General features: G+C 50.1%; 16 protein-coding genes and 1 pseudogene. 16 read left to right on the top strand and 1 reads right to left on the bottom strand.

The window, feature by feature from the left end; translation table 11 throughout:
- Positions 1–132: 132 nt before the first annotated feature.
- The 9 genes from D7M11_RS26630 (at position 133) to D7M11_RS26590 (ending at position 14,279) form a co-directional block, all read left to right on the top strand.
- The gene (locus D7M11_RS26630; protein ID WP_120750304.1) at positions 133–768 is read left to right on the top strand and encodes a DUF4362 domain-containing protein; all 636 of its coding nucleotides are present in this window, start codon (positions 133–135) and stop codon (positions 766–768) included.
- Positions 769–1,159: 391 nt separating this feature from the next.
- The gene (greA, locus tag D7M11_RS26625; RefSeq protein ID WP_120750303.1) at positions 1,160–1,639 is read left to right on the top strand and encodes a transcription elongation factor GreA; all 480 of its coding nucleotides are present in this window, start codon (positions 1,160–1,162) and stop codon (positions 1,637–1,639) included.
- Between the two features lie 568 nt (positions 1,640–2,207).
- On the top strand, positions 2,208–3,782 hold the full coding sequence (locus D7M11_RS26620; RefSeq protein ID WP_120750302.1) for an ABC-F family ATP-binding cassette domain-containing protein: 1,575 nt from the start codon (positions 2,208–2,210) through the stop codon (positions 3,780–3,782).
- A gap of 268 nt (positions 3,783–4,050) precedes the next feature.
- Positions 4,051–4,893 carry a helix-turn-helix domain-containing protein gene (locus D7M11_RS26615; RefSeq protein ID WP_158606842.1) on the top strand — a complete coding sequence of 281 codons (843 nt, stop codon included), beginning with the start codon at positions 4,051–4,053 and terminating at the stop codon, positions 4,891–4,893.
- A gap of 155 nt (positions 4,894–5,048) precedes the next feature.
- Positions 5,049–7,175 carry a right-handed parallel beta-helix repeat-containing protein gene (locus D7M11_RS26610; RefSeq protein ID WP_120750300.1) on the top strand — a complete coding sequence of 709 codons (2,127 nt, stop codon included), beginning with the start codon at positions 5,049–5,051 and terminating at the stop codon, positions 7,173–7,175.
- A 30-nt stretch (positions 7,176–7,205) separates the two neighbouring features.
- Complete coding sequence (locus tag D7M11_RS26605) at positions 7,206–8,522, top strand: ABC transporter substrate-binding protein (protein WP_120750299.1); 1,317 nt, start codon at positions 7,206–7,208, stop codon at positions 8,520–8,522.
- A 148-nt stretch (positions 8,523–8,670) separates the two neighbouring features.
- The gene (locus D7M11_RS26600) at positions 8,671–9,708 is read left to right on the top strand and encodes a hypothetical protein (RefSeq protein ID WP_120750298.1); all 1,038 of its coding nucleotides are present in this window, start codon (positions 8,671–8,673) and stop codon (positions 9,706–9,708) included.
- 793 nt (positions 9,709–10,501) lie between these two features.
- Positions 10,502–12,958, top strand: coding sequence for an extracellular solute-binding protein (locus D7M11_RS26595; protein ID WP_120750297.1), 2,457 nt, complete (start codon positions 10,502–10,504; stop codon positions 12,956–12,958).
- Between the two features lie 151 nt (positions 12,959–13,109).
- Positions 13,110–14,279 (top strand): extracellular solute-binding protein, encoded by a 1,170-nt coding sequence (locus D7M11_RS26590; protein WP_205127119.1) that lies wholly within the window; start codon positions 13,110–13,112, stop codon positions 14,277–14,279.
- Between the two features lie 898 nt (positions 14,280–15,177).
- Here D7M11_RS26590 and D7M11_RS26585 read toward each other — a convergent pair.
- Positions 15,178–16,173, bottom strand: a complete 996-nt coding sequence (locus D7M11_RS26585; protein ID WP_120750295.1) for a LacI family DNA-binding transcriptional regulator — start codon at positions 16,171–16,173, stop codon at positions 15,178–15,180.
- Positions 16,174–16,478: 305 nt separating this feature from the next.
- On the opposite strand from D7M11_RS26585, the gene D7M11_RS26580 reads away from it, so the two are divergent.
- The 7 genes and pseudogenes from D7M11_RS26580 (at position 16,479) to D7M11_RS26555 (ending at position 24,498) form a co-directional block, all read left to right on the top strand.
- The gene (locus tag D7M11_RS26580) at positions 16,479–18,998 is read left to right on the top strand and encodes a DUF4838 domain-containing protein (protein WP_120750294.1); all 2,520 of its coding nucleotides are present in this window, start codon (positions 16,479–16,481) and stop codon (positions 18,996–18,998) included.
- Positions 18,999–19,041: 43 nt separating this feature from the next.
- Positions 19,042–20,352 (top strand): ABC transporter substrate-binding protein, encoded by a 1,311-nt coding sequence (locus D7M11_RS26575; protein ID WP_158606841.1) that lies wholly within the window; start codon positions 19,042–19,044, stop codon positions 20,350–20,352.
- Positions 20,353–21,009: 657 nt separating this feature from the next.
- Positions 21,010–21,162 carry a hypothetical protein gene (locus tag D7M11_RS36980; RefSeq protein WP_193556288.1) on the top strand — a complete coding sequence of 51 codons (153 nt, stop codon included), beginning with the start codon at positions 21,010–21,012 and terminating at the stop codon, positions 21,160–21,162.
- Between the two features lie 204 nt (positions 21,163–21,366).
- Positions 21,367–21,510, top strand: coding sequence for an FAD-dependent oxidoreductase (locus D7M11_RS38165; protein ID WP_420818442.1), 144 nt, complete (start codon positions 21,367–21,369; stop codon positions 21,508–21,510).
- Complete coding sequence (locus D7M11_RS37525; protein WP_338042517.1) at positions 21,473–22,096, top strand: FAD-dependent oxidoreductase; 624 nt, start codon at positions 21,473–21,475, stop codon at positions 22,094–22,096. The genes D7M11_RS38165 and D7M11_RS37525 overlap by 38 nt, the downstream gene beginning before the upstream one ends.
- A pseudogene (locus D7M11_RS38160) lies at positions 22,056–22,268 on the top strand (FAD-dependent oxidoreductase); the annotation flags it as partial. The gene D7M11_RS37525 and the pseudogene D7M11_RS38160, both read left to right, overlap by 41 nt.
- Before the next feature lie 76 nt (positions 22,269–22,344).
- Complete coding sequence (locus D7M11_RS26555) at positions 22,345–24,498, top strand: right-handed parallel beta-helix repeat-containing protein (protein WP_120750291.1); 2,154 nt, start codon at positions 22,345–22,347, stop codon at positions 24,496–24,498.
- The last annotated feature ends 530 nt before the right edge of the window (positions 24,499–25,028 follow it).

Genomic DNA, 25,028 nt, shown 5'->3' with positions numbered 1-25,028 from the left:
CTTGGTATGGAGTTGAGGGACCGTTTTGCTTATCTACAGTTCGTCGAGGGTCCGAATCTCTAGGAACGCCACTGACGCAACAAAAAGCCTCCTTCCGCGTATAAACGGAAAAACGTGGGAGGCGTGGTGACGATGAAGAAATTTGCGATCGGCGTGCTGTTCGGATTGCTTCTGGCGCTGTCGCCGTTCGCCTATGCGACTGGCAAGATCGAAGTCGACTTGTTTCCGGTCAAGTTGTGGCTGAACGGGGAGCAGAAGAAGCTTCCGGAGGAATATGTGATTCTGAATTATAGCGGTCATGCTTATGTACCGATCCGGTATCTGACGGAGCAATTTGGCGGGAAGGTGTCGTATGACGAGCGGGAGGGAGCGATCTCGGTCAGCTCGGCGCCATTACCTGTTCTGCCCGATCCGTATACGTACGAGATGGCGGAACGCAACGGCGATCTGATGAAACGACGCCCGGACAAGAAGAAGATCGAAGCTTTCGTGCGAAGTGTGCATGAGGATACGGAAGACTGGATCCGTCTGACGTCGCATACGATTGAGGGTGATCCGCTTATTGTTTCATTGATTTATGATAGTGCCTCCAAAAACATCCATTACATTCAAGATCGGTCGCGGGATCGGTTCGGCAGCATGGCGATCACGGCAGTAACCTGCAAACGGCTCGATGAAGTAAAGGCCGGGGAGGGGGGCTCGACGTATCGTTTGGTGGGATGTGACGGTTATTCGCGAGAGATCGATCTGATTTCGTTCGACAAGTAAATAATGGATATGGAAAACCTACGAATTACGAAGTTATTCTTGAACGAGTAGTTCAAAGGTTAAATTAAGAAATTTGTTACGCTAATGAATGGAGCGTGAGCAATGGGAACAGTTTGGCGCTGTTATGCCTCCAGTATGGGAGAACGGCCACTGCGCAACAGAGAGTTTTACGAAGAGACGGCTTTTATACCCTTTTGGGTGTAAAAAAAGACTTGATTCTACATGGAGTGGCGGGCATGGAAGGGGCTAGTCTGCCAAGCGAAACCCTTGTGATATCCGAAGCATAGTGAAAAGTCAATTTTCTGCCATCCTAATATCCAATAACTATTTTAGCTATTGCACTCCAAGTAAGGTAATATGGTATAGACTACAGGGAATGAGGGCTGAAACTATGAAAAAAGATGAAGTAATATTGACGCAAGAGGGCTTGGAGCAGATAGAGGAAGAACTCAACGAGCTCAAGACGGTCAAGCGTAAGGAATTGGCGGAGCGATTGAAAGTGGCGATTAGTTATGGCGATCTTAAAGAAAATAGTGAGTACCACTCTGCCAAGGATGATCAATCGCACATGGAAACCCGGATTTTGGTCCTGGAGCGGATGATAAAGCGGGCACGAGTCGTGAGTGCGGACAGTGTGAACTTGAATGAAGTCGGCGTAGGTTCTTATGTGATCTTGAATGATATTGAATTTGCCGAGAAGATTGAATACCGCATTGTCGGTCCGGCTGAAGCGAATGTAGCGGAGAACAAAATATCTTACGAAAGCCCACTCGGAAAGGGTCTTTTGGGCAAAAAGGTAGGGGATATAATTAACGTAAACGCGCCGATGGGCAATCTTCAGTATGAGCTGCTCGAAATCAAAATGATTTAGTCATAATTAACACCTCCATCGGCACTCCTAGGATCGATGCTATACTAACTTCCGGTCTGTTGTGATCCTAGGGGTCGGTGTCAGATCCGCCGAATATGGTGACGGTATAGGCACTCCTGTATGGTTTCGCTCGTACTGGTGAGGTCATGCATAAGTGATAATCAGAGGTTTTGACGAGATTCAGAATAAGATGCAGTTGCGTTCAATAGGCAGAAGATGCCCCAATTCAGGCGAAACCTACGTGCTGCGGCGCCATGCGATTTCGCCTTTTTGGTGATAAGTGAACCGTATCACAAATAAGAGCAACTTGCTCGTTTCCTCGCAGGGCATATACAATAACCATAAATATATAAGATAACGCAAAAATGCCTTTAAGCCACATCAGTGATTTAAAGGCATTCTCATATATGTGTCGAGACAAAATTGTAAGTTGGTTGCGGGGGCAGGATTTGAATATTGGTGTTAATATGCAAGCTCATATTTATGGGATCTCTCTAGAGCATGAAGTATCCTTAAGGCTAGGGTGGTATAATCACTCTAGAGTGTTGAAATCAGAAGGGTGATAGCCATGAGCGTAATACGGTTGGAGAACGTCACGAAGAAGTACGAAGAGTCTATGATCTTTCGCGACATTTATTTTCGAGTTATGCAAGGGGAACGTATCGGCCTAATCGGACGGAACGGCGCCGGTAAGTCGACGGTATTTAAGCTCATCATGGGCAAGGAAGAGCCGACGTCCGGCAGAGTAGAGATAGACCCTCAAGTGCGAATCGGATATTTCTCGCAATTCTCGGAACTCAGCGGAGGCCTGTCCGTTCAGCAAGAACTGGAAGCGTGCTTCGAGAAGGTTGCCCTAATCGAACGAGAGCTGCAAAAGGTAGGAGATAAGCTGGGTATGGTTACAGACGATAGCGAGATGAATGCGCTGCTAGCAAGGCAAGCGGAGTTATTCGAACAAATGGATCATCTCGATGGCTGGAACGTTTCCGTCGAGATTAATACGGTGCTTACGAAGCTAGGGTTTAACGACAGATCCCGCAACCAGCCAATCGATGAGTTGTCCGGAGGATGGCGTAACCGCGCGGCGCTCGCGAAGATGCTAATCGAGCTGCCCGATGTCGTTCTGCTCGACGAGCCGACGAATTACTTGGATATGGAAGGGATCGCATGGCTGGAGCAGTGGTTGTACCGATTCAAGGGAGCCATGATTCTGGTGTCGCATGACCGGCAATTTATCGACAAGGTCGTCACGCGCACGATCGAGATCGAGAACTATCATTTTCAGGAATACGAAGGCAATTACACCGATTACGTCCGTAAGAAGAAGATGCGCAAGAAGGAGCTGGACCGCCAGTTCGAGTGGGAGGAAGAGCTGCTGCTCATGGAATCCGAGGCGATCGACGATCGTGCGAGCCGGAAGTCCGGTTCGAAAGACCGTCTCTCGCGGAAGCTGGCGGATAACAAGAAGCGGGTAGAGCCGCATCCCGTTAACGTGCTGATTACCGACATCTACGAGAGGTTGCGCTTTCCCGACAAGCTATGCGAAGTGAAGAAGATCGGGCAGACCTACGAGGGCAGGCAGATCTTCGAGAACGTAAGCTTCGATATTCAGAAGGAAGATCGTTTGGTCATCGTGGGACCGAACGGAAGCGGGAAGTCCACACTCATTAAGGCGCTTTCCGGGCAGGAGAAGCCGGTTTCCGGGGAGGTTGTCTGGGAGAAAGGCGTGAACTATGCCTACTTCAACCGGATGTGGGAGGAACTTGATCCTAAGGATACCGTCAGCCACGCGGTGAATACGTATGGATTGGGATTAGACGCTCCGCGCAAAAAGGTGAACAAATTCCTAGCTATGCTGCAATTCTCGGAGGCGGATCTAAGCAAGGCGATCGGCAATCTGTCCGGCGGGCAGAAGGCTCGGGTGGCTCTGGCTAAGTGTCTTCTCTCGGGTGCGGCCGTTATTATCTTGGATGAGCCGACCAACCATCTGGACCTCACGAGCATACAGGTAATGGAGCAAGCTCTGATCCATTTTCCCGGTGCGGTCATTACGGTAAGCCATGATCGCTTCTTCATCGATAAGATCGGGACCAAGATGCTGACCTTCGATCCGGTAACGGGAGTGACCGAACAGAGCTTGTAAGAGAGAAGGGCTCTCTCGATACCTCTCAGCGTTGACTACAAATAGCGGCACGTTGGAGAGTCTGTTCAACCATGCCTTCCCTGGACAACTTGGCCAAACGGCCAGATGGTTTTATTAGAACGGTCAAAGGGATGCTTGCATGGGATTCCTGTTACACTGGAGTAGGATTGAACTATTCCGGCAGGTATGGAACGTGGGGAATTCTGGAATCAGAGGAAATGACCTGGAGGCTATGTTCTTACGGAATAAACTAAAGGCGGAACGCGACATGAGTCAAACTTACCCGTTGATCGATGTATTTAGTTATCGCAATAAAAGCTTTATGTCTGCTTTTTTCCATGCACATTCCGAATATGAGATATTATATGTCCATACCGGTGAATGCCGTTACTTGCTAGGGGAAACGATCATCGATTTGACGGCTGGCGATATGATCGTTATGAACGGGATTAGCTCGCATGGACCTATGATGGAAAAGGACATTACATGCATCCGCACAATGGTTCGTTTTGACGAAACGGTATTGAAGCCGCATTTAAACCAGCCCGGCCTCGTTGACGTGCTAAAACCTTTCCGGGATTTGCTGCATTACCGATGCCGGTTGTCGGAGGAATCTAAAAAAGAAGTGGAAATGATCTTTTCGCAAATGAACCGCTACTTCAACCGCAATGGCGCTATCGAATACAACCGGTTGCGGGCATCGTTTCTCGATCTGCTGCTCCTGATTTACGAGCATAGCGAAGAAATGATGCGGCAAAGAACCGCGATTCCAGTAGAAAAGGAGCAGGTCGTCCGTAAGCTGCTGAACTATATCGAGCTCCATTATGCAAACGACCTGACCCTGGACGAGCTGTCCGCCTATGTTCATTTAAGCAAGTACTACATGGTGAAGCTGTTCAAGGAATTGACCGGTACAACGGTCTTTGAACATTTGAATAAACGCAGAATCAATCAGGCGAAGCTGCTGTTTCTGGTCGACTACAAAATGTCGGTAACGGATGCCTGCTATGAGGTTGGATTCAAACAGCCCACTCATTTCTCACGCAATTTTAAGAAGATGGTGGGCATGAGCCCCGAGCAATTCAAGAAGGTTTGCCAAGAACGCAATTAGAGATAGTTAAGGCGAGTTTAACGCCAAGCACCGATGTGAGAATAAAAAAAGGCTATGTTATCTTTGTATTCGGAAGCGCTTACCAAACACTATCTCCGGTAATCAGATGCGGTTCATACCGTGAAGGGCTGCCGGATGAGCAAGGGGAATCGCGAATGGATCATGAGGAGAGCAAGCCTGTTTTGCATGCCGAAAAACAAAAAGGGGAGACGGGTAAACCTGTAAGCCGCAGGGAGATGCTGGCGGCCATAGGCGCTGGCGGGATGGCAATGATGGCTAGTAAGCTATGGAGCGGCGGTCCAGTATCGGCTGCAAGTGGCCTTTCGGTCACGAAATCCGTCTATGGCGATGGGAGTTGTCCGGGTGGGATCGGCTCGGAATGCGTAACGTACAAGTATGACGGAACTCAGCCGGAGCGGACTGTCCGGGACAAGCTGCAAGAGCAAGTGAGTGTGAAAGATTTCGGTGCCGTTGGAGATGGGGTTACGGATGATTCGGCTGCTTTTCAGGCTGCAGTCGACGCTCTCTCGCTGCAAGGGGGAGGCCGTCTGCTCATACCGGAAGGAACCTATGCGTTCCCCGCTGTCAGTCCTACCATTCAAGCGCCCAAGCGAACGCTCATTACTTCGAATCACATCCATATCGAAGGGGTCGGATTGCCGACGATTCATATGACCGGAATGACGAAGTCGTATATCGATTCGATCAATGACCTCAATTCGTCGGGACGCGATGTGTTCACCGTTTTCAGCTTTATGGGCGTATCCAACTGCTCGGTTCGCGGTATTCGATTTACGGGAGAATGGGACGGAAGCGGCACGTTCCGCTATCAGTCGCCTCGGGCGAAAGGGGTCGGGTTTACCGGCTGTACAGACTGTGTAGCTGAACAATTGTACGGTTCCCACTTGTTGGGCAATTTGGTCAATGCGACTCCGGCGAGCTTCGCACATGACGGGTTTTACAAAGTAACCAGCGGAATACGGATTACGAATTGCTTCGCGGAATACTGTCTGGAAAACGGCTTCAATTATATGGGCGACACGTATAACAGCGGCATTTTCGATTCAACGGCCAAATATTGCGGCTCTGCCGGCTTTGAAGGAGCTACCGTCAATCTGACCATTACCGGTAATCTGTTCGCCAATAATAAGTACTCCGGGCTGTCGATTTCAGGCAAACAGGTGGTGGCTTCCTCCAATATATGCACAGGGAACGGCGACGGCGGAGTTCCTACAAGCTCGACGATGGGGAATGGGATTTCGATTACTTATTTTAGCAATCTGCCAACCGGAGACATTGTTCTCGCCAATAACATCATTAAGGACAACGGCGGTTTCGGCGTATATGTATATCCCGGCGTCACCAAATTGGTGATAGACGGCAATATACTCTCTAACAACAGCCAAGGCAATGCCTACAAAATGGGCATCAACCTCGTCGGAAGCGCAACGAGCCGCATTAGCGACATCGAAATCACCAACAACCAGCTGCGGGACGATGTAGGCCATACAACTTACTTTATTAATATTAGCTATGCCTATCAAGTTAAAGTAACGAACAATCGCTGCGTCATGACCGGGAACAGTATGGCTTATGCCCAAGGGACAGCATCGGACTGCGTTTTCTACGGTAACCGTTCGAATCGTGCGATTATTATGTCTCCAAGCGCTGTCGACTGCTATCAATACGACAATATGGGAATTAATCCGAAGCGGCTTGCGCAGTCAACGGCACCAACAACCGGTACTTGGAGCGTTGGAGATTATGTGCAGAACACCGTCCCGTCAGGCGCCAATGCTACGATCGGCTGGGTATGCACGTCCGCGGGAACGTTCACGCCGAGCACGGTGTGGGCTGCCAGCCAATCCTACTCGGCCGGTGTTTACACGAATGCTAATTCGAAAGTGTTTCGGGCCGTCAAAAGCGGTGTTTCTGGGACGGTATCACCGAGTCACAGCAGCGGTATCGTCGCCGACGGAACGGTACTTTGGGAATTTGTTTCCGTGTACAGCACCCCCGTGTTCAAATCATACGGACTTCTTCATGAAGTGAAGACTGGCAAAGCGGTTTTCAGCGGGGATGGTCTGACACCGGTGTATCCAATTCCACACGGCCTTTCGGCGGTTCCGTCGGGCTACCAGATCACTCCCGCTTCCGCAGATGCGGGAACGGCCGGTATCGCTTATGTCGAAGCTGATACTGTTTATGTCAATGTTCATTTCTCATCCGCACCCGCTATAGGAGTGAATAATGTGCTGCTTGTATGGAGCGCCGATTGTTGAATCGGGAATCAGATAATAGGGGGAATCGCCATGATCATCGGTAAAATGTTAAAAAGCGCAATGGTGCTCGCAGCCTTGAGCAGCGCCATTGCCTGCGGACAGCAAAACAGCGATGGAGGAACGGCTGCGCAACCCGTGACCAAGCCGTCGGAAAAAAAAGAGCCAGTAACGCTGGCCTTTTATTGGCCTTTCGGTGTGGAAGAAACGTTTATGAAAGATTATGGGGGACAGATTCAGAAAAAGTTTCCTCACGTCACCGTCAAGTTCATACCTTATAAAGATGCCAAACAAATCGACGACCTGGTTACAACTGGGGATCAATTGGACGTTATGGGAATCTCGATTGGCTCCATGGATGCTTATATGCTGAGACTTGGGCTGCAGAGCGATATTACGCCATATATTACGAAGTACAAGACCGATCTGAGCAAATACGAACCGACCAGCATCGAAATGTTAATGCAAATCGGCAACGGCCATATATACGGTTTGCCCATTTTCGATTCGCCTTCCGCTGTATACTACAATAAAGATATTTTTAATAAGTTCGGCGTTGCCTATCCGAAAGACGGGATGACGTGGGATACGATGTACGAGATGGCGAGGAAGCTTACGGTTAAAGACGGCGGGACGCAATATTACGGCGCGCTAATTTCCGCTTCCCACTTGGCGTTGCGCAATCCGCAGTCGTTGAATATGATCGATCCGGTCAAAAATAAAGCGGTATTGACAACAGACGGCTGGAAAAGCTTCCTGGACAATCTGACACGGTTTTACCAACTGCCGGGTATGGAATGGGATAAGGCGAAACTCCAAATCGCGAATCAAGGCAATATGTTCCTTAAGGATCGGACCGTCGCCATGTGGCTGCCGGTAAGCGCCACGTATACGGAAAAGGAATTGGCAGGCATGAACTGGGATCTCGCGACTTTCCCAACGGATGCGAAAAATCCCGGAGTCAACCCTCAAGTGTATCCATTCTATATGTTTGTTTCGCAAACTAGCAAATTTAAGGAGCAAGCCTATGAAGTCATCGCTTACTTGGCTTCTGAAGAATTTCAGTTGGAAAAATCGAAAAACGGCCAATTTGTCAGCTTGTTGAAAAGCAAAGATATACGGCAGATTTACGGTCAAGATTCCACGCTCTATAAAGGTAAAAACGCAAAGGCACTCCTGGCGGAAAAGAACGCTCCTCCTATGCAAGTATCCAAATATAATGCGACGGCGGGAGGCCAGCTGTTCAATGCCTTTATCTCGGTCGTTACGGGCGTGCAGGATACGAATACGGCACTCCGGACCGCGGAGGAAACAGTGAACAAAACGATAGAGGCCGACAGTAAAAAGTAAATCGAATGTCGCATCCGTTGCGACGCGCAGATGTCACCAGATCGGCAAGCTCGTCGTCCTCGACGACGAACACCCCACAGCGGTTGCGGACGTTATAATCGAAATAGATTATCCCTATTTCCATGTTTGGTAAAGGAGCGCCGTACTCATGCATCCATCCAATCCATCTGATCAAAACCAAGCAATTTCCGACGCAGCTGAACAAGTGGATTTTGTCCGCTTGTTAAGGGAGCACAACGAAACCCCGGAAACGTTGTACGCCAAGGTGACTGGAGACAGCTTTGCCGAGGTGCTTGTCCCGTTTAAAGGCAATCGCTGCGCGCATTACAGCTTCGGCAAAAACACCAACGACGACTTTATCTTATTCCGTCACGGCGCAGTCTCCGAGCTTGTAACTGCATCCGATGCCGCCACGGGCGAGCCGCGATATGCCGCAAACAAGCTGTTTGACGTGCTTCAGCAGTGGAGCAACAAGGAGTACGCCATTTGCGTTTCACCAGCAGGAAGCGAATTCAAGCATCAATGGCTGCCGGAGCATAATCGGACTGGCACTGTATTTGCCGTCTCGCAACGGCTTTATATGGACGAGATCGAACAGTCGGGATGGACGGCAGACGACGATTTCCGTCCTGTCTCCAGCTTGCGCATCGAGCAGCGCATGCTAGGCATTCACCCCGACGATCCTTCGGCTCCGTTGGCAGAAATCGATTGCACGACCTCCATAGAAAGCAGTGGCGTATCGGTTCGTTCAACCGTCCGTTGGCTGCGGCCGGTATCGGTTGCCGCGGGCTACGGAATGATGTTCCCGATTGTCGGGACGTTCGCCGACAAGCTGATGACAGGACTCGGCCATCGATACGATGCAACGGCAACCGACGGCAGCCGCACCTACTTGCTCGACCATGACCGCTCGCTCAGTTACGCATATGTGCATGAGCCGGAAGGCGCTCACGGCGAGCACGAGACGATGATTGCGATGACTGTCCGCGATATCGCCTCGACGTTTCGCTACGGGCAAGCCGGAAGAAGTTCCGCGGACTCTCTGATCTTTTTGGAGCATCGCAACGTCAACATCCAGAAGCTGTATCCGAAAGTATACGACCATCATACGACGCAGCCGGGCGACGTGTATGAGGCATCAGGAGTCTACTTCATCGGCGAACGTCCGGCGGTTGCGCAGCTTTAAGCAAAGCCGAATCAGGCGGACGCACAGCAGGCAGATCCAAGCAACTCCTTAAGGGACATTGCTTGCTCTGCCTGTTTGTGTACTCCTAAATAGCAATTATCAACCGCTCCGCAGTATCGCTCAAGCTATCAACATCGGCGCTCTTGCCGGGGTGTATTTATTTCCTCTTGCCAATGTGAAAACCGTAAATACAAAAGATCAACCAGTACCGCAAGTAAATGCGGTCTGGAGCCGATCAAACAATCCCAAATCCATGAGTAACGAGGAACTTATGAACTAGTAAAATCAGTTAGATGGAACGCGGAGTGCGGGAAACTGGTTGCGGCTCCAATTTATCCTGATTATGGTAAAATATATGCCGAAGGGGTGGGGAAAATGAACTTGGTATTAGATTATTAGATGAAATTCTATGTAAACAACCAGCAGATAGGGTCCATATGTCAATAACGTCTAATTATTGGGATTCATTGCAGCCGGATCTGAGAAAAGGGGGAGGGTATGTGAAGTCGGATAAGAAGTCGAGTCCATTCCGTTTAATGCATCAGATTCCCCTCATAATATTTGTGGCTTATACATGGATTAGTTTATTTTGGCTTTCTGATATGTTTGTAAAGCTTGGCTTACCAATTAAGTATTCAACATATGTGCCAATACTGACAGTCGTAACATTCGTAATAGGTTATGTCTCTGCACTATTAGATAGATTTTTGCGTAGAAAATTCAATTAACAGATGAAAACTTGGTCTTTTTCCAATCCTGAAGTGTCTAACATAACTGGGAGGTGCACGGATCCGTGAATTGGCACGATAATGATCTGTTAATGGAGCATTATGATCGCATCAAGCGGTATATCGCCTACAAAGCGGGGAGCGATGAAGCGGAGGATTTGACGCAACAGGTGTTTCTCAAGGCACATCAGTCGCTGAACTCGTTTCAGAACAAGTCGAGTTTGTACACATGGCTGTATTCCATTGCCTCCAACACCATGATGAACGAAGCAAGGAGGGCGTATCACACCAAAGAGTTGCTCGAAGGTCAGGAGACTAGCTTTTCGCGTTTTATAACGACCGACTTCACGAAGGAGGTGGATTTCAAAATTGATCTTGGTACTTCCCTCCATAAACTGGATCAGATCGACCAAGAAATTCTCACCTTGCGTTATGTTGCAGACTACTCCTTCCGCGACATCGCCAAGCTGTTGAAATTGCATGAGAGCACGATCAAAAACAGGATGTACCGCTGCTTGGGAAAAATGAAAAATGACTTGGAAAACTGGCACATCGCAGCGCCCTTCAATCCCAAGCAATACATTAACATGGTCAATATGCTCGAAACCGGGCAAAGCGATCCGGAATTCCAGAAGGTGACCGACGATTTTATGGCCATTTTGCGGCAAAACTTCCGGCGCATTACATCAGCTTTAAATTTCACCCCGCATACCAAAATTGCGTATGAGATTTATCCCGATCCAGAGTCGATGTTCCCGGGAAACAATTCCGCTACAAAAACCTTTATCGGAACCACCAGTCAGTTGAACGTAGTGAAGATCGTTTCCCCTTTGAATCCGGGACCGCACTTTGATTATCAGGGCATCGTCCGGCGTTCTTTGGCTCTGTATAGTAGAGCGTTAGCCAAGCAATTGAACCCGCAAATACCGACGTTTCTACTGCATGGGGTAGGAGAGTATCTCGCGCAAGAATGGTCCCGCAAGCAAGTACAAAGTTGGATAGCTCCCATTTACCGACAACGCGAACTCCCTTCTATTAAATATTTGCGGGCCGTGGAGGCGGATAAGTTTGCACAGATTAGAGGTCGCGAAATGGGCTACACCCTGATTGATTTTATCGTTACCCGATATGGCTGGGATGCCCTCCGCCGTCTGCTTCGAGACTTGAGCAACCTCGAACCCATCTTTGAGCGCACAGCGAGCCAGTTCGAAGCGGAATGGAAGCAGTTCTTGATGGAACAGTATATGGATGATGCGTGTGACTCATCAGGAGCCATAATAACCCCGGAACAGCCAAGTCCGAAAGAACGGTCTTTGACGATCCTTGTACCCGACCATGACGACGGCTCGACCAGGTATAGGAAATCCACGTTAATCGAATATGCACAAGCTTTCGAATCCGCCAATCCCGGGATAGAGGTTAGAATCGTCACAATGCCTTTACTCGATTTCGGCAGGGCCAAATTTTCGGAACGAGTAAGCGGCTCCCATGCTATAGATCTCGTCTTATGGCCTTATGATACCGAGTTCAGCAGGCAGGGCTTGTTTGTCGATCTGCTTCAATTTTATAAGGAAGATGGAATAACTCCCGACGACATATACAAACCGCTAACCGATCTGATGACAGACAACGGACAATTAACAGGGATCCCGATGTCTCCTCAACCGCTTGTCGTATTCTACAACAGGGATTGGTTCATCAGGGCAAATCTGCACGAGCCGACGGAGGATTGGACATGGGAACAATTTTTCGCCATGTCGGCACATTTGAAAGAGGCCAACAACGTCCGGGGGAAGGAGATTTACGGCAGCGCAGTTCCGATCATTCTGGATGTATTTGAATCCTTTGCACAAAGCAATGGCGGCAGCATGCTGTCACCTGACAATAACCATTTAACCGGATATTTGGATAGCCGGCCTGTCGTCGAAGCGTTCGCCTTTTTGCTGAAGGAGATGGGCAACCAAGATGTCGTAAAAAAAGTGCCCAATGGGACAGGTGCAATCTTTAGAGAAATTTCCTCCGGCCATGTGGGAATGGGCGTCGGGAGAATCGGAAGCTATCCTTTTCTTACCCGTAACCCGGAGCTGAAAGAAACGATCGGAGTTGCTCCGCTGCCCCGGCTGGCGGGCGGGGTTCGGGCCAATGCGGTCTCGATTCATGCTGCTTTATCCATCGCTACCGCTTCCAGGCAGCAACAACTGGCCTGGAAATTCATCAAGGATATTGTCCTTAACCCGGAAAGCGAGTTCCAAGTAGATTGGTCGAAACAAGAATTGCTTTTCTCCCGATCTTCCATTCACAAGCTCAAGCTGAACGACGAGCCGGCATGGAAGGTATTCATAGACGAATTGAATTATGCCGTCAAGCCGGTCATTTACCGCAACCCAAAAACCAAATTGTTCGCTACGGTAAATAGGCTGAAACAGCTTGCTTCTCTCGGCCCGGAAGCGGAAGTGCAAATAAAAATGTCGGGAGCGGCTGCTGCGATTGATGAATGGTTGAAGGAGACGAATTGGTATTGACCGATATCTTAATGGAGTGTGAAGACTTGTGAAAAAACTTATTGTGACCAGCGCTCTTGTCTTTGCCTCGAGCTTAGCTGCCGGGTGCACCGCATGGACGGACAAACCGACCTCAACTGTTCCGGGCGCCAAAGAAATCACCCTCGTTACGATGGATTCAAATACTAAGAACCGGATCAGCTCGTTCGAGAAAAGCGCCAAGCTGTTTGAAGACGCGAATCCGGGGGTCAAAGTACACGTTGAAAAGTTAGCCACGCCAAAAGGATATAGAACGGCCTTGCTGGAAAGGGCCAAAGACAATAAACCGATTGATCTCATTTACGCCAACCACGATACGATACAAATCGAGCAAAATACATTTGCCGATCTGGTGCCTATGTTTAAGTCGGATAAAATGACTACCGACGACCTGTACGAGAAACTCGTAGAAATGTCGACCGTAAAAGGAAAGCTGATCGGCATTCCGTTGAACCCGTTGCCGCTTGCCGTATTTTACAACAAGGAATGGTTTGACAAAGCCGGAATGCCATATCCCGACAAGGAGTGGACTTGGGATCAGTTTTTTAATCAGTCGATCAAGCTGCAGGCGGCCAACCGGGTCGAGGGGAAAGAAATATTCGGGAGCGTCGTTCCGTTGGACCTGCATTTGGTAGAGTCGCTTGCGCGGAGCAGCGGGCAAAGCATTATAGCGACCGACGGTAACCGGTTTAGCGGTTATTTGAATAGCAAACCGGTTGTATCGGCCATAACCAAGCTGCTGTTCCATATGAATACGAGCAAAGCGAGCAAAGCCGTTTCCTCCACAACTGCTCCGGTATTTAACGAATTGCGTGCGTTTAATATTGGCATGGGCATTGGGGCGGCAAATATGTTTTATCCTTTGGAAGCTACTTCACAAACAGCAGGAAAATTCGGTTTTGCTCCATTGCCCTTTTTGGAGAAGGGAGCAAAGGCCAATGCTGTTTATTACAACCTGCTGACCATTGCCGAAGGCTCCAAGCAGAAAGAGCTTGCATGGAAATTTATGAAGGACGTCATCCTGAATCCCGACAGCCAGTTCCAAAAAGATTGGGGGCAGCAGGATATGTTGACCGTCAAATCGGCGGTGCCCAAATCCGGACAGCTTACATTCAAAGGCATGGATGTGTTGATCGAAGAATTAAACTATGCTGTCATGCCGCTTTCTTATCGGAACACGCTTTTAAATAGCATCAAAGTGTCTGATCAGAGCTTGCTTACGGCTACGACGGAGGCGGAGGTAATGGCCTCTTTATCGTCACTTGCCGAGGAGATCGACAAGAAGCTGATCGATAAAAAATAAAATAGTTGCAAGAGCCGTTGATGAAACTCGACGGCTTTTTGTTCGGGGTACTGCATGAAAATGTACAAAACAAGGAATCTCCAAATGAAGATTGTCGCGATGCGGGCGAGTGATACCAACGTACCGGTAATATGATTCCGCGTACCCGAAAACGGGGAGGGAAGGATCAGGACTACTTGGAATCTGAGGTAACAAAGATTTTTTTCGATGAAGGACTATACAACTGTTGAAAACTACCTTCTCGATTTTTGGTCTCCCGTCATAGGAGGAGAAGCTGTCTTTACATTTATTTTGCTCATCCGCCATTGCTACGGATACGATGCCGATGGCAATAATGAATGACGTATTGTCCAGCATAATTAAAAGCTGGTATGAAAGTATTCAAGAGCGATTTTTAAGAGAGTATCCGGGAGTTCGTTTTGGGCTTGAGTTCTACACTTGTTGGGAGGCTCTTTTCGGGGTCGATATAACACTTTCTGAATAAGCGTATATCCTCAGAAGTTCGATTACATAATAAATTTTCTAATTAAATGACGTCGCGTACAGCGAGCGTCATTTTTTTTATTTGTTCTCGTGACGGGAATGGGATAAAGTTCTTGTCATTTATGGGATAAGGTTCTTATCAACCGACAGAAGAAATGTTTCCCATTCCCGCACGGTGGTGTTCCTGGGGACGAAGCTGCGGTGACCCAGGCGATCGAACTGCTGAAGGAAGCAAAGAATGCAGGGCGTAAGGGTGCAGGTGGAGACGTATGTACCGCAACAGGAAGCCAGTATGCCGCTCCACGGCCACGAGGTTTCGATCGGCTGGAGCGTGCGGCTGACGGCCGGTTTTTTGCTGGCGAAACCAGGTGGCGAATCGCATAATCTAGAAGAACGTATTATCGACCTCTGCCTGTCAACTCCTATTCTCCGGCCGCAATACCGATTCACGGACGGTCAACTCCGATTCCACATTCATATCCACCCACCGGCCTTGGAAGGCATCAGGCTGGTCGCCGGTCAAAATGTCCAGCGCCGCTTCGGTCAGTTGCTCAATGTTCGGGCCGACGGTAGTGAGCGGGATGTCGAAAACTTGCTCCATCTCCGGAATGCTGTCGTACACAACGACGGAAAACTGTTCCGGGATGCGGACTTGCTGCTTTCTCACAATTTTGTTGAACTCGAACAGCACACCGTGGCTGTCCAAGACGAAGGCGGTCGGTCTCTCTTGCGGTTTTTTGCCGATGAGCGCCAGCAATTTCGCTTCCGGCAGCGAAGAAGGCCTCGGATAATGGATGATAAAATCCGGGTGATACGACAGCTGAAACTCCAGCAAACCGTGCATGAATCCGGACAGTTTTTCCTCGTCTTGGCCAATAAATGCGATGCTCCGGTGACCGAACTCGGCCAAATGCTGTACTGCCTTGAATATGGCGCCTTTGCGATCGATGCCGATCCGGTGTGCGTTCTCCAGGACATTGCCTCCCATTACCAGCATGGAGCCTGCAAACTTCTCCTTTTGCTGGAGAAAGCTCAGACTAAGCGGCAATCCCGGGCTGCTCCAGAATATAAGCCGATCGATGAAATGTTCGCTGAACTGCCGGATCGCTTTATCCGGATGCGCCAGCGAAATCATCGTGCTGAACCCGCGCTGGTCGGCCCGCTTCTGCAAGCTGTTGCACCAATGACTGAAGAACAATCCTCGCGCCCCGTGCCAGATGATGCCGATACAATTCGATCTTTTATTGACCAACCGCTTGGCGGCAAAATTTGGGATATAGTTCAGTTCGTTGGCGAGCGCGACAATTTTGCTTCTCGTCAGCTCGTTGACGCCCGGCTCGTTGTTCAACGCCCTGGACACGGTGGCGATCGTAACCCCGGCGGCTTTGGCAATATCTTTAATTGTCGTCATGGAGAATCGACTCCCTTTACCTATCGTCGTCGGAATAAGTATAACATACAAATGAATATAAAACGTCTAGCGTCGCAAGCAGCATATAACTGGCTCAAGCATGTGATACAGGGATCAAATAGGAAACGTTTACGATAAATGTATTATATTAAAATTACCTATTCAAATACAAGTAAAATCAATATTTTCAAAAAATGGTATTGTCAAAATTGTAAACGTTTAATATAATTCTTTTTGGAACCGGTTTCATTACTTTAATAAAAGAATTGTAAACGCTCATTTATCTATTGCTAAGGAGGATTGCAATGAGACGCAAGGTCAAACACACGATTGCGGTTTGTTTGGTCATAATGCTCGGAGCGGGTATGCTCGTTTATGCCGCCAGCAATGGTGAGGCTTCGTCGGGCGTACCGCTCGACATCGTGAAAAACGGCGAGGCGAAGGCGGTCGTCCTCATCGCGACCGGTGCCGATTCGGGTACGGTCGCCGCGGCGGGGACGCTGACCGACTATGTTTACAAGTCGACGGGAGCGAGGCTGCCGGTTATGACCGAAGCCGACCTGAGCGCATCGCAACACGGCTACGTCCGCATCTTCGTCGGCTACATTGGTACGGGCGGGGATCCGAATGCCAGCACCGAGCTATCGGGGATGAACGGGGACGGCTTCGTGATTCGCCCTTACGGTCATACCGTTGCGATTGTCGGTCCGACGCCGACAGGAACAGAATTCGGCGTATACGATTTTCTCGAGCGTTATGTCGGCGTCCGTTGGCTACTTCCCGGTCCCGACGGAGAAGACGTGCCGGCGCGGACGCAAGTCACTGTTCCGCGAACAGCGATCCGCGAGGAGCCTGCCGCAATTTCGCGTCAATTTTTCGGATTGTGGACCCCGGAGCGGGAAAAGTGGGCGCGCTTCAACCGCATGCACGAAACCATCGCGTTTCATCACAACATGAACGTGCTGTTCGATCCGAAGAAATTCGCGGACCATCCCGAATATTACCCGGGAGGCAAAGTGCCTACGCATCCGTTCGACTGGCAGCCCTGCTTCTCCAATCCCGCAACGGTCACGGCGGCGGTTTATAGGATCAATCAATATTTCGATGCGAACCCGGATAAGATGTACTATTCGCTCGGTATCAATGACAGCAAAAATTTTTGCGAAGCGAATCCGGCTCACCCGAGTTATCCGAACAAACTGAATTCGATTGGCAAGCTTGACATGTCAGACATTTATTATGGGTGGGTAAATCAGGTGGCGGCAGGCGTGCTGCAAACGAAACCGGACAAATATTTCGGCTTGCTCGCTTACAGCAGCGTCTACGACCCGCCTTCTTTTGCGCTGAATTCGCATGTCATTCCGTACATCACCGACGACCGGATGGCGTGGGCTGATCCGGACTTATCCGCGAGTGGATCGACTGCGATGGCTACATGGGCGGCGAAGGCGGACAAAATCGGCTGGTACGATTATTTGTACGGAACGCCGTATGCGCTGCCTCGCGTCTATCCGCATTTGATGAAGGACAACTATGCAGCGGGGAACAGTCATCATGTGGTCGGACATGCTGCGGAGTTGTATCCGAACTTCGGAGAAGGGCCGAAAGCGTGGTTAGCGGCGAAACTCCAGTGGAATCCGAATCAGAACGTCGACGTGTTGCTGGACGACTGGTATACGCATGCCGTTGGCGCCGCGGCCGCACCCTATTTGAAGCAATATTTCGATCATTGGGAGCAGTTCTGGACTACGCGCGTGCTTCCGTCGAACTGGTTCCAGGCATGGAAAGCATCCGTCCCCGGGGTGCGCGGCAGGTACGAATATTTGCCGTTCCTCGATTCGGATTACATGAACTTGGTGACGGAGCAGGAAATCGCCGACAGCCGTAGTAGGCTGGAATTAGCTGTCGCCCAGGCGGGAACGGCTCAACAGGTAAAGCGAGCCCAACTGCTGCTTCGTTCGTTCGACTATTACGAGGCGGCAGCACTCGGTTATCCGCGCGAATCGGCGATAGCCGCGCCGGCCGACGAGACGCAAGCGCTGGAGCTGCTGGACAAGGCGATGGAGAAGGTGGAATGGGCTCAGAAGCAAAAAGATCTGCTCTGGCAGTTCGAGAGCGATCCGGTGCTGATGCAGCCCCATAAGCCGCCGGAGTGGGACGGCATCTGGTCCGGCATGACGAGCGGGGCGTTCAACGCTTTGAGCGATTGGGTGCTGGCGGAACCTCCGGGCGGTGCTGTCAGGCTGCGGCTGGAGCAACTGGCGACCGGAAGCCCAGTGCCCGGCGTTGCCGATATGGCCGCGCTTCTGCTCGCGCAAGCGCGAGGTGTGACGAATTTGGCGCAAAATCCGTCGTTTGAGTCGGGGGCGACGACCGCTCCGCCATGGTATTTCTGGGTGGAAAACACGGCTTCCGGTGTTATTCAGCGGACGAACGCCGCATCCCGGAACGGCGGCTATAGCCTGCTCGCCAGTGGGGTCAATCCAGGAGGGCCCGTTCTGCAAAACGTACCGCTCGGGCCAGGCAAATACGGAGCCGTCTTCCATTATTACACTCCCGGAGGGACACAAACAAAAGGTTCGTTGCAATGGATGTTCAATCTAAAAGCTTCCGGTGGGGCAACCTTAGCGGCGACGCAATCGAACCGGGTTGCTGTGAAATATTCGAGCGGGCAATGGACGACCGCTCTTCACATCTTTGAAGTGAAGCCGAGCTATGGGGGGAAGACGGTGCAATACGCCCAGGCCGTTATTACGCTTTGGAATTTCGCCCCCGGCGAACAAGTTTACATTGACGACGTCGCCATTTACAAGCTCAATCAGTAATCGATTTCCACAAATCCCACATTCAGTTTATGAGGTGACCCTATTGAGACAATCTGCGATTTATACGACAGCGGCAGCATTATCCTTATCGTTTCTGCTCGGAGCTTGCGGCGGAAACAAAGAATCCGCACAGGAGGCGAAGACGGAGCCGGCGAAGAATGAGAGCCCGAAGCCGGTAACGGTCAAAATCGCCCAACGCCACCTTACCGAGGACGAGTTCAAACGTTTTATCGTCGAGCCGGTCAAGAAAAAGTATCCGCACATTACGGCGCAATGGGTCGATTCGTCCAAAGTATCTTTGGCCAATATGATTACAACCAAAGAAATCCCCGACATCAGCGTCGACTATCCGCTCGCTTTGACCCAATTGCTCGATATGAAGGTCGAGCTGAATATGGACGATGTGATCAAAAGCGCAAAGTTCGATTTGAACCGGATTCGTCCGGAATTTCTCGAGTCGATCAAGACGGCCAGCGGACTGAACTATTTGATCGGGCTTCCGATCTACAACAATTCGTTCGCCTTGTTTTACAACAAAGATTTGTTCGACAAAATGGGCGTCCCGTACCCGAGAGACGGCATGACCTGGGATGACGCGCGCACGATCGCCGCGAAAATGACGAGAACCGAAGGAGGCGTGCAATACTGGGGATTGTACCCGGGGGAACTGTACCGCGGCGCGTACCAGGCCGGCCTGCCGTTTATCGATTTCGCCGGCAAGAAGGGCGCTTTACAGACGGAAGGGTGGAAGCAACTGTTCGAGCTGTGGTCCGGCCTGTACAAAATTCCCGGCGCGACGAATTTGCTGCCTAGCGACCCTCCGACGCAGGCGACGCAATCGTTTCTGAAAGGGGAGGTGGGGATGCTTGCCGGACATTCAGCCACACTGCAAAGCTTGAAAACGGTGAAAAACTTCAACTGGGACGTCGTCACCTATCCGGTCAATCCGAAAGCGCCGGGAACCGGGCAGCGGGTCGATTCGCTTGTTTTCTCGATCACGAATGCGAGCCCGAATAAAGAGGCGGCGTTCCAAGTCATCGAAACGCTACTGTCGAACGAAGTCCAGAACGATCTGTCCCGATACGCGAGGGTGTCTGTATTGAAGGATGACAAAGTGCAGCAGGCGTTCGGCCAAGACTCCGCCGAATATCAGTCCAAAAACGTCGTCGCGATGACAAAGCCGAAGCTGGCCGTTATTCAACCGTTCAAGTACAAATTCCCGACCGAGACGAACCCTGCCGTACTCGTATCGAAAGCGTTCCAGGAAGTGGTGACGACCGGGAAAGACATCAATACGGCGCTACGGGAGGCGGACGAGAAGCTGACGAAGGCGATTCAGGAGCTGGACAGATGATTCGTATGATTCGTATTCCTATCGGGCACATTCCCCCTGCTAGTCGCGGGGGGAAGCCGTTTGAGATATGATTTCGAGCAAGCGATCGTCGTACGGGTTCAGCCGTGAACCTTTGTGCAACAGCACCCGGGAGACCATCGTCATTGACGATGGTCTGTACATTTTCTTCTCAGGTTTAGGCATCAAGTGTGTATCACCTCAGAAGACGGCACTGTAATAATGTCGGAAGTCAAAAACATTATTTCATTTAAAGCCGCAATGCTGCGGCTTTTTTGCTGTATGTTACCAAGTTCGTGTCATTGCACAGTGTCTAGAACTTGGTAACATTCCCGATGGTATGAATATGCACCCGTCGGATCTTGGTACACTTGTGGTAAAATAAGGGGAAAGAATTAAGCTCCCTCGGTGCGGTGAACCAAAACGGCAAGGTTTACAGAGAAAATGAGGAGAACCGTTTCAAAGTAGATCATTATAAAGTTAACAGACGAGGGCTACCGCGAATATACGGCGGCTTCATGGGAAGACAGTGAATTTGCAACAGAGGTTGCTCTGCCCGTACAAGGATATGTTGACGAACGAAAAGACGCTGCGGATGAAGACGGCCTGGAAAATGGGGGTACCATTGGATAGGTTGCACTTGGGCTGGTACTTGCTTCGTTGGTCTTGTACCCGGTTCCGTTAAGCGCAGCAGCGATTGTGCTCGGCTCGATTGCTTATGTGAGAGGAAGCCGTCCGTTGGGCGCCGGGGCTGTAATTATCGGCTTCTTGTCGCTTGTCATGATGCTCGTGCTCTTTCCAATGCTGTTCTAGTTTTTGCTGTACACACAATCCGCTTGCTCCAGTTTTGAGGCAGGCGGATTTTTTTGCGCACCCGATTAAATTGTGTATACGTTCCAATTAATAAAGTACATTTTAAAAGGAAAACGGCTGCTCTACTATGAAATTAGAAACACAAATTATACATGATTACCGGAGGAAACCATGTAGTTGGATCAAAAAGACCGAAACAGAACTGTGCTGAACACACAATTGTTTGTTGCAGGAGGGGGGCTTACCGGAGTAGCAGCCGCGCTGGCAGCGGCGCGCAACGGAGTGAACGTGATTTTGTGTCAAGACTGGCCTGTATTGGGCGGAATGCTTCGTCGGAAATTCGCATGAACGTATCCGGCTCCTCACCACGCGGGAAAGAACTCGAAACAGAGGCGAGGGAGAGCGGGATTATCGAGGAAATAATGCTGGAATGCGCAATACGCAGCGAAGCGTTTCGATGTTCGATCTGATTTTGTACGAAACGTGTTTAAACGAACCGTTACTGACGGTCATGCTGAATACGTCGGTTGTCGGTGTCCGAAAAGAAGGAAACCACATCGCAGCGGTATACGCCAATCGGGAAAGCACAGAAGATTTCTTTGAAATTACAGCGGATCTATTTGCCGACTGTACGGGTGACGGAAGGCTTGGCTACGAGGCAGGCGCGTCGTTTACGACCGGACGGGAGGCGGCCGGAGAATCCGCTGCAACCGCGCTGAGCGATTCTTACCGGCTTGGTTCCTCTCTTCTGTTCACTGCACGGGACGAGGGCAGGCCGATGCCGTTTGTCAAGCCGGCATGGGCGCGCACGTTCACCGAAGACGATTTTCGTTTTCGCGGCCATCGCGCTTTTACCAGGCAAACGGGAATCGCGGCGGTTTATCGGGAAACAAGTGCTCACCCAGAACGATTTGGAACAGGTAGTCGATTTTGAAGATGTAATCGCTTACGGCGGCTGGTCGATGGATACGCCTCCTCCGTCAGGCATAGACGCCAAAGAGGAGAAGCCTTGCTCACAGCCGTACACGCCTTACATGTACGGGATCCCGCTGCGTTTGCTCGTTAGCGCAAATGTCGATAACCTGATGTTCGCCGGGCGCAACATGTCAGCGGCACACATTGCGTTCTCCAGTACGAGAGTGATGGCTACTTGCGCAGTGGCCGGGAAATGGAGGGATAACATTGGAAAAAAAGCAAGAGGAAAATCGCGAACGATTCAGCCGAAGGGCATTGCTGACCTCCATCGGCATGGCGGGGGTGGCAACGGCTGCCACCAGTCTGCTTGGACCGGGTATCGCGCTCGGTCAGGAAACCACAGTTACGGGATCCGTATACGGCAATTTAAATAACGGTTCCAAAGGGAATGGGGCTTGCGTATCGATCACAGTCGAGCAATTGCGATCCATTAACACCGGCGGTAAATCCGCGTCGGACTTGTATTTCATTGTTGATCCCGGCCAGGAAGGATATTTCAAGTATGACAACACCGATACGACTTCGCTGGATAATACGGGAACCGTGCTTGTTACCACTTCCGGAAGGCGCTACAAGCGCGTGATTGAAACGGACTATCTCAACGTAACCTGGTTCGACACCAAAGGAGACGGCTCGACCGATGATACGGCTGCTATTCAAAATGCGGACAACACCGCGGCTGCTTTGTCCAAAAGGCTTTATTTTCCGGCGGGGGTCTACATGGCTTATGGTTTGTTCATTAACGTTCCCTGGTATTCAGACTGCGGCGCCATCCTCCAAAACAACTCTCCCGAATCCAGTAAGTACAACTTCATCCGGATGACAGGAAAGGATGGACTTACACTGGAAGGACTGACGTTCGACGGGAACGTAAGCGCGGACCCGGAAGCGTGGAAAGGAAACTACGACGCCTTTACCGGGGCGATAGCCTGTTACATCCGGGACAGCACCAATATCATCTTGCGTGGATGTATTTTTCGCAATAGCTTCATGTCCAATCTTCGCATCGAGAATTGCCATTCTGTTGGTGTGGAGACTTGCATCCTTCTCCATGCACGGGGAGGTTCCGGCGATGGGATCTATGCGCGAAACTGCCAGGACGTCAGATTTGATCGCTGTAAGGCCGAAGACTATACCCGTATCGGGTTCGTTTTGGAGGGCGGCTGCGTCAACGTCTCTTACTCCCAATGCTACGCCCGTTACGGGCACGATTCATCCAGACAGTATGGCGGTGGTGAATTTAACGCCGGATTCTGGGCGGAAAATTCGGAGACTGTTACGTACGCTCAATGCGTAGCCGAGAACAATACGGATAGAGGATTTGTCGTAAACACCGGCAGTTCGCGTCTTAAGCTCACGACTCCGGCGGTATTTGTACTCGATTCTTGCATCGTGCTCGATAATCTTAACGGAATCGTCATATCCAATAACTTTACTGACGACAGCGTTGCCGTTACATGCAGCAATTGCGCAGTATTCGGATCGCAGAACGGAATCAATGTCAACTTATCGAGTGCAAATGATACGGTTCGGTTGAACCAGTGCTTCGTTCAACTGACGAGCGAATCGGGGATATCCTGCAAAGGCATCATATGCAGCAATAAATTAACCTCAAACGCATCCGTAACGATTCGCGACTGCGTGTTCGACCATTCGTTGGTGACGGAACGTTCGATGTTCGACTCAAGCACTTTTGCTGCCGGCGATATCGTGGTATTTGGCGAGACGCAATTCAATCTGAGCGTTGATCGCTGCGCGTGCCCCGACCCGTCGGAGCCAATCTATTTGAGGATTCATGGCGGGGTGTCTCGGGTAACCGTGGCAGACACGCTTGTCAATATACCAGGCTTTCAAAAGTTCAAGAAGGCGTTGTTTGACAGGTGTCGTTTTCCCACTGGGGAGCATAGGCTTGGCAAAGACATCTCAAGCAACGAGATCCGGTTTCATCATTGCCATGTGGCTGGAAGGATGAACCTGGTAACGACCGGACGCATACAGTTCGATGCGGTGGAATTTGAATTAACCGGCAGTCAATTTATCTGGATCAATCGAGCGGCAGAGAACCGGAATATACTAACCGAGTTTGTCAACTGTCGGTTCCAGAAAGACATAGACGTTTCCGACTACGTTATTCGCATCCAGGAGGAAGGTGCGCTGAAACCAAAGACCCTGTTCAAAGGGTGTGTCTTTTATAGCATGAACGATAATGCTACCACCACGAATACGTTCGTCTGGATCGTCAGAACGGGAACCGATTATTTTTTCTCCGACTGCTTCTCCGACGATACAGTGCAGAACCCGGTGAAGGTGAACGACTCGTTGACGGTTCCCGTCGGTATTGCGATGGTCGACTTGCACTAAAGATTGTAAGTGTAGGAAAAAAGTCTTGTCAGAGCCTGATGGAACAAGGTTGGTCATTTTAGGGCAAGTCTTGCTGAATAAATCCGATTATACATCCAGTTCCCTTGATTAAAAATTAAACACCTATGATATCGTAACCATACCAATATCCAGGCTCGGACGGTGCCTTCAAGGAGAGACGAAGTTACGAGTCTCGATGACCTGAGGAAGCCCTGACTTCAGGCATGGGGGAGTTTGCACTTTAGTCCCTCCATGTGGGAACTGTCGGCAAATGCTCCTTAAATATTGCCCTGATATTAAGGTAATCTTGAACGATGAGAAAGGAAATCCTGTTAAAGTTGAAGTGAAAGATTTGTTACCTTTAGCATATAGACGAATAATTGTGAGTGAGTCACTAGCGTTACAAAGAAGTTAACATGAAAAATACAATCTCTTGTATTTACTATATCTGTTAAATTATGATGTGTTTTCATGGCCCAAATAAAAAAAATCTCCTATTGTAAAAAGGTAGGCGTGTTATCCATACCTTC

It is taken from the genome of Paenibacillus ginsengarvi (assembly GCF_003626695.1).
Lineage (GTDB): Bacteria > Bacillota > Bacilli > Paenibacillales > NBRC-103111 > Paenibacillus_AB > Paenibacillus_AB ginsengarvi.
Note: the sequence above shows the minus strand (reverse complement) of the source record. Positions and strands in the feature narration are given on the sequence as shown.

What these genes read in the sequence shown, in the direction of transcription:
- D7M11_RS26630 (WP_120750304.1), top strand. Translation starts at nt 133, where the DNA reads ATGAAGAAATTTGCGATCGGCGTGCTGTTCGGATTGCTTCTGGCGCTG.
- D7M11_RS26605 (WP_120750299.1), top strand. Translation starts at nt 7,206, where the DNA reads ATGATCATCGGTAAAATGTTAAAAAGCGCAATGGTGCTCGCAGCCTTG.
- D7M11_RS26585 (WP_120750295.1), bottom strand. Translation starts at nt 16,173, where the DNA reads ATGACGACAATTAAAGATATTGCCAAAGCCGCCGGGGTTACGATCGCC.
- D7M11_RS26600 (WP_120750298.1), top strand. Translation starts at nt 8,671, where the DNA reads ATGCATCCATCCAATCCATCTGATCAAAACCAAGCAATTTCCGACGCA.
- D7M11_RS26610 (WP_120750300.1), top strand. Translation starts at nt 5,049, where the DNA reads ATGGATCATGAGGAGAGCAAGCCTGTTTTGCATGCCGAAAAACAAAAA.
- D7M11_RS26590 (WP_205127119.1), top strand. Translation starts at nt 13,110, where the DNA reads ATGGATTCAAATACTAAGAACCGGATCAGCTCGTTCGAGAAAAGCGCC.
- D7M11_RS26580 (WP_120750294.1), top strand. Translation starts at nt 16,479, where the DNA reads ATGAGACGCAAGGTCAAACACACGATTGCGGTTTGTTTGGTCATAATG.
- greA (WP_120750303.1), top strand. Translation starts at nt 1,160, where the DNA reads ATGAAAAAAGATGAAGTAATATTGACGCAAGAGGGCTTGGAGCAGATA.
- D7M11_RS26620 (WP_120750302.1), top strand. Translation starts at nt 2,208, where the DNA reads ATGAGCGTAATACGGTTGGAGAACGTCACGAAGAAGTACGAAGAGTCT.
- D7M11_RS26615 (WP_158606842.1), top strand. Translation starts at nt 4,051, where the DNA reads ATGAGTCAAACTTACCCGTTGATCGATGTATTTAGTTATCGCAATAAA.